This window comes from Coriobacteriia bacterium (genome assembly GCA_034370385.1).
Taxonomy (GTDB): Bacteria; Actinomycetota; Coriobacteriia; order Anaerosomatales; family PHET01; genus JAXMKZ01.
The window spans coordinates 1-10746 of record JAXMKZ010000019.1; the positions used below are offsets into that span (position 1 = coordinate 1).

A 10746-nucleotide genomic window follows, 5' to 3' on the forward strand; every position below is an offset into this window, starting at 1 on the left:
GGCCCGGCTAGCGCTTGCGCTCACGCAGTCGGATCTCGCACGCTTGCTGGGAGTCACCACGAAGGCCGTCGGCCGCTGGGAGTCGGGGCTCGTGCGCCAGAACCGCACCGCCGACACGCTGCTCCGGCTCCTCGCCGCGCACCCCGAACTCGTCGCCGAGACCGGCTTCATCGCCGCCGAGGGCCGCGGGCCGTATGGGCGCAAGGTAGGCGAGGAGTAGAGCGCCTCGCGACCTGCGCTTGACACCGAAAAGGTACGTGCAATACCATTTCGTTGCGGGCCCCCTCTCGCAATCAGCGTGAGGGGGTCGGTATGTCCGAGGCAGAACAACAAGAGAAGTCAGTACCGCACTATGACCTTGGGGTCGTGAGGGACGCCTTCCGCCGTCGATGGGCAAGCCCATTAGGAGGCGATTGCCGTGGCCCTATCCATAGAGACCAACTGCCCCGTGTGTGGGAGGGCGGCAGTCGTGAGAACGGATGCGGCGGTAGAAGTTGAGACGCCTGAACATGCGGTGACGGTGACCGGGTTTATGCACGATCGGTGTGAGGCGTGCGGCGAGGAGTTCTTTGCCGCAGCTCAACTCGACCAGATGCTGCAGACTGCTGCGGACACGGTTCGGCTGGATCAGCAGCTGCTGACGGGTGCGGAAGTCCGCGAGATCAGGCTCGCGCTCGGCCTGACACAGCGTGATTTGGAGCGGCTTCTTGGCGTGGGGCCCAAGAGCGTGGGGCGCTGGGAACGTGGAATGTACGCACAGGGCAAGCCCTGCGATGTCCTCCTCCGGCTCCTCGCCGCGCATCCCGAGCTCGTCGCCGAGACCGGCTTCATCGCCGCCGAGGGCCGCGGGCCGTACGGGCGCGCTCGCGGGGCAGAGTGACTCAGCCCTGACCCGCCCATCGCGTTGGCGCGGCGTGTGAAGTCTTGGTGGAGTGCCGTCAGCGTTGCCGGGTTCACCGAGTACACTGGTAGCTAACCTCCACGCCCCGTGGCATGAGACTCTCGGAAGGGTCCGTATGATCGCCAGAAAGCACGTCCGGGCCATCGCTCTTGTGCTGGCGTTTCTGTTGATCGCATCGCTGCTGATTGCCTGTGAGCCGCGCAGCGCCGACCCGGGCACGGATTCCGCGGCGCGCAGCGAGGAGCTCACGCCCGGCGAGTTCCCGGACAAAGAACCGCCGGCACCGGTCGAGCCCCCACCACCTATGCTGCGCAACCCCGAGACGGCCGTCTTCTCGTACCTGCTGTGGATCACCTTCGCGTACCGCGTTCTCAACTCCGACGTCGCCACGCACGCGTTCGACGAGTGGGAAGAGGTGCGGGTCAATTCGTACGTCGAACTGAACCGCCAGGAAAGCCGCGCCATCGACCAGCGCTTGCTGAAGTTCGAGCCCCGCGCCGTCGAGACCAAGGGTGACACCGCCACGGTGTCGGCACGCGAAGAGTGGGTGTACCGCTACATCAGCACCGGCGACGGAACCTACTCGACGCCGCGCCACGAGGCCACCTACGACACCACGTATACCGTGGTCAACGTCCAAGACAAGGGGTGGCTTGTGCACAAGGTCGAAGCCACGCCCATCGGCGACACGCCGAAGTAGCCCCTCGCCCGTCCCTGCAGGGGAGCCGCCGTCCCCGCGGCGCAATCGACCGTACCATCGCGCCTTCGGCTGGCCCTCGGATACCCCGGGGGCCATTTCTTAACCATAAAGAAAACTTGCGCCATTCTGAATGACAGTTAGTAAGGTTTAATGAGGCTTCTTTATACTCACCTGTCAAGTACGGACCCCCTTCAGCCGATGATATAGTTAGATTCAGCTCACGGTGCGACTGCTGCCGGGCGGTCGTCATGAGGGGCTGGAAAAGGTGGGGTTTGTTATGCGGAAGAGAGTCTGCACTGCGGGGGCGGTGCTCGCGCTCGCGTCAATCCTGATTGTCGCAGTACCGATGGCAGCGTCCGCTGCGCGCTCTAACGCTGAGTGCGCGGTCTGTCACGGTGCCGGGTCGATCATGGACAACGCGGTATTCGACGTGGGTGCTGTCGACAAAGACACCGCGTGCCGCAAGTGCCACCTCGACAGCCTCGTGAACACGCACCCTAACCACTACGCGGGCGGCAACTGCAGCTCCGTGTGTCACCGCGGGTGGGGCAGCTCGCTTGCGGCCCGGGTGCCGTCGGTCCTGACTCCGGCCGGCGCGTTTGCGTCGTGGGAATCGCCCAACATGTCCTCCGACGCCCTTCATCAGATCCACGCCACCCCGCGGTGGGCCTCTGACATCAGGTACGAGTTCAGCAAGTGCGGCAGCTGCCACGCCACGGCGGCGTGCACCGCTTGCCACAACGGCACCCCGGTCATCGACAACTCGCACGGCGTGCACGGCACGGAGCCCACGACCACACCCATCACGCCGTGGGTCGGCGACGTCTCCCCGGGCGTCATCTCCGGGCAGGCAGACGACACGCTGGTCACGGACAGCGAGGTGCGGTGCGGCGCTGGAGGATGCCACGACATCGAGGGCCGCTCGCAGAGCGCGCCGCTCCAGATAGACTGCTATGACCACCCGGCCTATCCCGACAAGAACTACGTCTCGAGCATCGGTGCGCTCACCAAGGTCGGCTCGTGGAGCTACCTGTCGCAGACCACGCTCTCGCTCATGCGTGAGATCCACTCAAATTCGACCGCTGCCTCGGTGACGATTCGCTTCACCGGCCAGCGAGTGACCGTCGTGGGAACGGCTGACTCGTATCGCGGCATCGGTGAGGTTCTCATCAACGGTGTCTCCCAGGGAACCTTCGACCAGTTCCGCGCGATCACGAAGCGCCAGGTCCCCGTCTGGACGAGCGCGACGCTTCCCCTGGGTGAGCACACGATAACCATCCGGCCCACCGGCACGAAGAACCCGCTCTCGCGCGGCACGTGGATATCCTTCGACCACATCGCCTTCGACCCGGTCGTCGGTGGCACCGCGGTGCCGCAATGCGTCTCGTGTCACGCCGCTCAAGGCGAGGATTCACACTATGGCTCAGGGGGCCCCGGCTTCTCGCATGAGGTCAGCCAGACCATCAGCGCCACTAACCTGTGGAACACCGGCTATGGCTCCTACTCGTGCGACAAGTGTCACGTCGCGCCGCTCATCACCGAGCACCGGCGCCCGACGTCATCGGGCGTGACGGCCTCGTCATCGTGCGTCATCTGCCACACCGACTACGCCGGCACTTCGTGGACGGGCACGTACCCGCTCGCGTCCAGCTGCGATTTCGGCGAATGCCACTCGCTTGCCTCGGGCCGCCAGCGCCACCTGTACACCGTCTCCAAGCACGAGATCGCGCCGGTGGGCGAGAGCCGTGCATGCACGGGCTGCCACGGTGTCGACATGCGTGCGGCGCACGCGAACTCGGTGCCCGGCAACGGCTTCGTCGAGACGAACGGCTGTCTCGCATGCCACAGCACGACGTCGCACGCGTCCGCAACCGCGTGCACCGCCTCCGGCTGCCACCCGAGCACCTTCAACGCGATGGCCGACCACTCCATCGCCAGCGCGTCTTCGCACGTCGCCTCTGAGGCCGGCAAGCCGTTCACCCGCGCGTATCAGACGGTGGCCGGGCTCGATGACGGTGGCCGCGAGTGCGCCGAGTGCCACAGCAGCCACCTGTTCTTCGCCCACTCAGATGCGCCGGCCGTGAGTTGCGCGACCGGTGGCGCGGGCGGGGTCGGCTGCCACCTTGACACGCGGCTGGGATCCGTCGGCACGGCATCGAGCGGCTGGGCGTCGCGCAAGTGCGCCGACTGCCACGAGTACGGTCCAGCCAGGACGCACGACTCGACCGCCACGGCACATCTGTCCGCACCAAACGGGTGCGCGGGGTCGGGGACGTACTGTCACTCGTCAAGCGACCTGTGGCAGATCCACCTGCGCGCCCAGAACGGCGGACCGGCTGAGGGCGAGAGCTGTGCCAACATCGGATGCCACGACACGCTCGATTCGCGCCCGTCCGTGAACCCGGCCAACCCGTGCGGCTCCACGTCCACCGGATGCCACACGTCGTACACGATGACGCACGCGACCAACTTCCAGCACGCATTCTCCACGGCGAGCTACTACAGCACCGCCACCAACTCGGGCTGCACCAACCGCACGGGCTGCCACAATGCCGGCGTCGGCTCCACCGCTGACTTCGGCGTCGTCCACCATCCGGACGCAGGCTGCTTCCAGAGCGCGTGCCACCAGAGTGCGAGCAAGCCCGGCTTCTCGGGTCTGCTTCCCACCGACTGCCAGGAATGCCACACGGCCTCGGCGTTCGCCGGGGCGCCCGCACGCGCCAATCTGGCCGCGTCCCCTGCGGCGGGCGGCCACTACTCCGAGACCACACACACCGCCGGTGGGATGACGGCGGCGGTGACCGCGGGAGGCACGGCCAGCGCGACGTGCTCGCAGTGCCACAGCGCCACGATCGGCGGCACCGGCAACGGGCTTGCGAACCAGCACACGAACCTGACCATCGCTGGCAGCCCGTACGGCAGCGCGCTTGCCTGTGGCGAGTGCCATGCCGATACGCGCACCTTCGGCTACGCCCAGGTGGATACGGACTGGCCCGCGCGCACGTGCGCGGCCTGTCACCTGCCGGGCGGTTCCTCGCCGCTGGATCATGCAACGACGGCTCCGGCGGTGGCCGAAGTCACCACGACGTGCGGGTCGACGGGCATCAACTGCCACAACTCCACGGACCTGCACGTGCTTCACAATGACGCCGCCGGCTGCGACCTCACCGGTTGCCACGTCTACACGCTGCAGGCGGCCAAGCCGACTGCCAAGTCGTGCGGCACCGGCGGCGCATGCCACACCGCGTACACGAAGAACTCGCACCTCCACAACGGAGACGCGGCGAAGCATCAGCCGACCGCGCTGACGCAGGCCAACGTCACCACCTTCTACGGAACCCCGTGCGGCTCATGCCACGACATCCGCAACAGCAACTCTTCGCTCACGCTCGAGCACTCGCTCAGCACCTCTGCGAAGAGCACGAACGGCACGAACGTGTGCCTGAACTGCCACAACAACGCCGCGTCGACGACCGCGGTCGGCAACAGCTGGAGCGCGAAGGACTCGACGTCCGCCTGCTCCGCGTGCCACACCGGCTCTCTTGCGATCCACGCCGACGCGAACTCGGCGGCCCATACCACGGCAAACGCCGGGTGCGCCTCGACGGGTATCGGCTGTCACAACAGCGCCGATCTGAGCTCGGTCGGCACGACCGCGACCGCAGCCAACACCGTCATCCACAACAGCTGCCTGCGGTGCCACTCGCGCACCGGCTCGGCCAGCTGGTCTTCCGCGATGATCGGTACCGCGACCAACCTTCGCTACAACCCGACCGTGAAGACCTGCGGCGGGGCGACCGGATGCCACACCTCGGCGTCGTACAGCACGGCGAGCGGCTTCCACCGCATCGGCCGCGGCGACGTGGTCAACGGTAACGACGCGAAGCACACCGACACGGTGATGACCGGGACGATCACGTCCGGTGTCGCGAGCGCCACCTGCGCCAGCTGCCACAGCGGCCAGCTCAACACCGCGCATGCCACGGCGCTCACGGGCTGGGCCAACACCTGCACGGGCTGCCACAACTCGACCATCTCGGGCAGCGTGGCCGCCAACCAGGTCAAGGCGAACTGGACCAACGACGATTGCGGCGACTGCCACACCGCGGGAGCCTCCGCCGTCAAGATCCCGAACATGCACTCGAAGTACGGCACGGCCAGCCACTCCGGCACCTCGCCGCTCGGGTGCGGCGCCAGCGGCACCAACTGCCATACCACCTACGATCTCGCCGTGCTCCACGGCAAGACGCTCACCAACGGCTGCCAGGTAGCCGGCTGCCATGACGCGGTGAACAAGGTCATGACGTCGGCGCCGAAGTCGTGTGGTGTGGGCGGCACCTGCCACAGCACCTACACGATGGACACGCACACGCACCTGATTGGTGGCGGTGACGCGGCGAAGCACCAGCCGACCACGCTCACGCAGGCCAATACGACACAGTTCGGCGTCGCGTGCGGTTCGTGCCACGACATCCGCAACAGCGGCTCCAGCCTCACGCTCGAGCACACGCTCGCGACCTCGGCGAAGAGCACGAACGGCACGAACGTGTGCCTGAACTGCCACAACAACGCCGCGTCGACGACCGCGGTCGGCAACAGCTGGAGCGCGAAGGACACGACATCCGCATGCGCGGCCTGCCACACCGGCGGGCTGGCAATCCACGCCAACGAGAACGTCGCAGCTCACAGCACCCAGGCGAACACCGGATGTGCCAGCACCGGCGTAGGCTGCCACAACGGCGTCGACCTCAGTCGTGTGGGCCCGACCAACGTCGTCAACACCAACATCCACACCAGCTGCCTGCGTTGCCACGACCGCACCGGTTCCGCAACGTGGACCAGCGCGATGATCGGCACCGCGACCAACCTTCGCTACAACCCGACCGAGAAGCGCTGCGGCCAGGCGAGCGGCTGCCACACCTCGGATCTGTACAGCCCGGTCAGCGGGTTCCACCGCATCGGTCGTGGCGACGTGGTGAACGGTAACGACGCGAAGCACACCGGGACCAGCATGACCACCACGGTGGGTTCGGGCGCCAACAACACGTGCGCTGCCTGCCACTCACCGGGTCTCGCCAACGCGCACCCGACGACGATGACCGGCTGGGCGAACATCTGCACCAGCTGCCACAACTCGACCCTCGCGACGAACGTCTCGCCGGCGCAGGTCAAGGCCGGCTGGACGAACAACCTGTGCACCGACTGCCACACGACCGGTGCCTCGGCCAGCAAGATCCCCAACATGCACTCGAAGTACGGCACGGCCAGCCACAACGGTGTCCCGGCGGCCGGCAACACCTGCGACCCCGCCTGTCACCCCAGCTACACGACACTGGATCTGGGCGACATCCACGACGCGCGACCCGCGGGTTGCGCAATCACCGGCTGCCATGCCATTGACAAGCAGATGCCCACCGCCGTCACCGCGCGTTCTTGCGGTGGCACCAACAGCTGCCACAACGGCTACCTCGACGGTAACCACGGCTTCAACGCGGCGTCTCATACGACGACCGACGAGAACAGCTGGAAGAACTGCGGCCGCTGCCACCTCGGCTACCGCGCCGATTACACACGCACCGGTACCTTCAACGGCAATCTGAGCATCGACGCCGAGACACCGTCCGGTCCTGACCGTGCGCACCGCAACGCCGCCAACGGTGGCACGGGCTGCAGCACCTGTCACGATCCCGCCTCGCGCGTCTACGACCCGAAGGGCGTGAAGACCGCTAACTGCTCGCAGTGCCACGTGGACCACTACAGCCACGATGTCAACGTAACGCCGTACACGACGACGTCGACGTCGAACACCAACCTGGCCAAGACGATCACGCTCGACTTCACCGGCATGGCGACGGCGGATGTCTTCTTCGACCTCGCCACGACCGACAACGCAGTCACCGCGAACGCGCGCCTCGAGATCGGTCCGGTGGGCACGCCGTTCTACACGCAGACGGTGAACACCACGTCGATGGATCCGAACCGCAAGAAGTTCTCGTTCCGTGGGATCAACGCGGCCGGCCGCACCGGCAACCAGCAGATCCGCCTGTACGTGTGGAAGGGCGCGGGTACCGCGACCATCATCAACGACGTCTTCGATGCATCGGTCAGCCGCAGTACCCACGAAGCGATCCATACCGCCGACGTCAGCGGGTTCTCCTGCAGCTTCGGTGACTGCCACTCGGCCAACATCATCGCCGAGCACGACAAGTACGAGATCCCGGGAGCGTGGACCGGTGGCTATGTCTGGCCGGCCAACCCGACCCGCGAGAACCTCTCGGCGGTACAAGCGGTCTCGACCGCGCCCCGCAAGGTGAAGAGCCTGACGCTGGATCTGGACGAGATCGACAAGATCGGCGTGCGTCTCAACCTGTACCACGGAGACAGGTGGAGCCGGACCATATCCTTCGAGGTGCGTATCGGTGCCAATGTGCTCGCCAGCGGCAGCTACTTCGGGAACCAGACTCAGCGCTGGTGGGACTACCGCCAGGGGGGCACCAATCCTAGCGGCGGCGCGCTGGACTACATCGATACAACCGGCTACTCGGGCTTCCAGGCGATCGAGCTGTGGATCGCGACCGACTCCGCCACGACCAGGGGCGCTGCACAAAACAGCACCTTCCAGGTCTGGAGCGGCGAGCGTGAGTACCTGCCCAGCACGCCTACTGACCCCTGTGACGTGTGCCACCTCAACACGGGTCGCATCGACAATCACGGTGCTCCCCAGCCGGGTGATCTGAACCTGACGCCCTCTACGCCGAAGCTCACCGGTATCGGTCCGCAGTGCGACACCTGCCACCCGGACTGGGCGGTCGGGCATCCTGAGTTCGGCCACAGGGCCTCCAAGGCCAGCGACACCTGCATACTGGGCTGCCACCAGTACAAGCCCGCGATCGACGGCGCTGCGCTCGCCGACCCGTACGATCTGACACAGAAGCACGACTGGGGCGACAACACGGGCGCAGGCATGACCTACACCCCGGGTACCGTCCTTGGGACCGAGAACTTCGGCACCACCACGACGTGGCCCGGCACGTGGACGCGCTCTGACGCGACCTACGTCACCAACCAAACGGGCAGCGCACGTAGCGGTGCGGCACCGCAGATCGGCGTGAACACGACGCGTACCGAGTACAACTTCTATCGGAACGCGGCGTTCAACACCCAGAACTACAGCGGCGGCGGACTGCTCCGCTTCTGGTACCAGGTAAACGTCGGCACCATAGAGGACTTCTTGGTCGCCGAGTACTCCACGGTATCCGCCGCCGGTCCCTACACCGAGCTGTGGAGACGGGACACCGACGCCCTCACATGGACTCAGACCCCGTGGCTCCACGTGCCCAGGTCCAGCAACGTGTGGATCCGCTTCCGCGGTACGTTCAACACCGCCGGCGAGTACGGTCGTGTCGACGACCTCGAGATGACCGGTTCGAACCGTTCGTTCTCAGGCACCATGGAAGGCGGCTGCGCCACCGGTTCGACGGGGGCCTGTCACAACCAGGGTTACCCGGCGCGCGGCGAGTGCCAGGACTGCCACACCGCCGTCAACCACCACGACACCATCCACGACCTGTCGGTGGGAGGCACCCGCACACAAGCGCTGGCTACCGGCTTCTCGTTCGACTCCTGCGTGGGCACCTGCCACACGAAGAACCTGCACTGGAACCACGGTGTGGGACTTGCCGAGACCGACCCGCGTCCGTATCGCGCTCCCGGCATGGGCTCCGACGGCATCATGACGTGCGCCACCTGCCATGCATCAGCCAACGCGACCATCAGGAACCTCTCCAACGATGCCAGCACGCCCATCGCGAGCGGGACGCTCATGTGCGCTCAGTGCCACACGGGCTCCGCCGGCATGGCGAGCCTTGGGCATGCTGGTGTCTCGACCTCGTGGAGGCCGGTGCAGCCGCTGAAGGGTGCGAACCTAGCGACGGAGTTCAGCAACGCCACGAGCGTCTCGGGTCACCGCGTGGCGCCGTTCACGACGGCGATGCCTTCCACGAACCAGTATCGTTGGGATACTAATCGCTGGTACATCGGTGGCACCATCGGCACGGTGTTCACCTTTGACAACTTCACCGCTGCTCCCGGTCAGACAAACGCGAAGGCGCTCCTGCGGGCCACAGTCGTCGGTCCCGACGGTACTGCCGGCACTGCGGTTCCGCTCAAGGCCGGAGGCACGGCTCTGTCAACGACCATGAGCGTCCACTGTTCTGACTGCCACGGGGAGTCGACCGGCAACATGCAAGGTCCGCAGGGTGCCGCGACCAGCATAGCGATGCTTGACGACTTCACGTTCCCCTGGGTCACTCAGCCCAACAACCTGATCGTGGAGAACACCCTCATCTGCAACAGGTGCCACGACATCAACCTTGGTACCAATACGAGGTCCGCGCACCGCAGCAACAACGGTCACGTCGGGAGCGGACGACCGCACAGGTGTATCGCATGTCACGTCGCTATCCCGCATGCGTGGAAGCGACCGAAGCTGCTTGTGAACTACAACCGTGATGCTGGCACGCCCTACGTCATCAACCCGGGCACTGCAACCGGATCGTCTCTCCGCGGCTGGAGTCCGGAGAGCCCTGGCCTCGCGTCGACAACGTTTGACAACTCCGCCAACTGCGCTTCGACGGGTTGCAGAAGCCACAGTGGCGCGGACACGGTGCCCTAGGTCCGCACGGTAGTCCTGACAAGGCAAGAGGGGGCCCGGTCACCGTGAGGCGGCCGGGTCCCGCTATCGCATCTACCTGCACCTCCGGCGCTCGTGGGGCCTGAAGGGACGTGCGGCTGCCGCGTTGCTCATCGCGAGCTTCGTCATCGCCGTCGTCGCGCTGTTCTTCACGTCGTTGGTGGGCGGCTCGCTCCACTCGGAGTACTTCAGCTGATCTGTGGACGTGCGTTCTCGCTCCGGTGACGTGCGCGTGCGCGGGCACGTTGACGCAGCAGCTGTAGCGCCTTCAAGGGATGCCGAATACCCCTACCGGTAGTACCGTGTGACCTTCGTCACCAAGTAGGCCGCCGTTCGTCACATAATCATCGTTCAGCGGCTTACAATTCCTAAAAATTCATCTTGAACAATCCCGGCAACCTGCCGATACTGCAATTGGAGGCCTCCATCCGGGGGTCGCCTCGCGCATAGGTG

The 10746-nt window shown here is 65.9% G+C and carries 4 protein-coding genes; all 4 read left to right on the top strand.

Going from position 1 to position 10746, the window contains the following annotated elements; all coding sequences use genetic code 11:
• Positions 1–220, top strand: a 220-nt coding sequence (locus U1E26_04420) for a type II toxin-antitoxin system MqsA family antitoxin (protein ID MDZ4168886.1), incomplete at its 5' end; no start/stop codon positions are given.
• A gap of 198 nt (positions 221–418) precedes the next feature.
• On the top strand, positions 419–880 hold the full coding sequence (locus U1E26_04425) for a type II toxin-antitoxin system MqsA family antitoxin (GenBank protein ID MDZ4168887.1): 462 nt from the start codon (positions 419–421) through the stop codon (positions 878–880).
• A 136-nt stretch (positions 881–1016) separates the two neighbouring features.
• Entirely contained in the window at positions 1017–1601 is a 585-nt protein-coding gene (locus tag U1E26_04430) for a hypothetical protein (GenBank protein ID MDZ4168888.1), read from the top strand.
• 277 nt (positions 1602–1878) lie between these two features.
• Positions 1879–10275 (top strand): hypothetical protein, encoded by an 8397-nt coding sequence (locus tag U1E26_04435; GenBank protein ID MDZ4168889.1) that lies wholly within the window; start codon positions 1879–1881, stop codon positions 10273–10275.
• Positions 10276–10746 lie beyond the last annotated feature (471 nt).

What these genes read in the sequence shown, in the direction of transcription:
- U1E26_04435 (MDZ4168889.1), top strand. Translation starts at nt 1,879, where the DNA reads ATGCGGAAGAGAGTCTGCACTGCGGGGGCGGTGCTCGCGCTCGCGTCA.
- U1E26_04430 (MDZ4168888.1), top strand. Translation starts at nt 1,017, where the DNA reads ATGATCGCCAGAAAGCACGTCCGGGCCATCGCTCTTGTGCTGGCGTTT.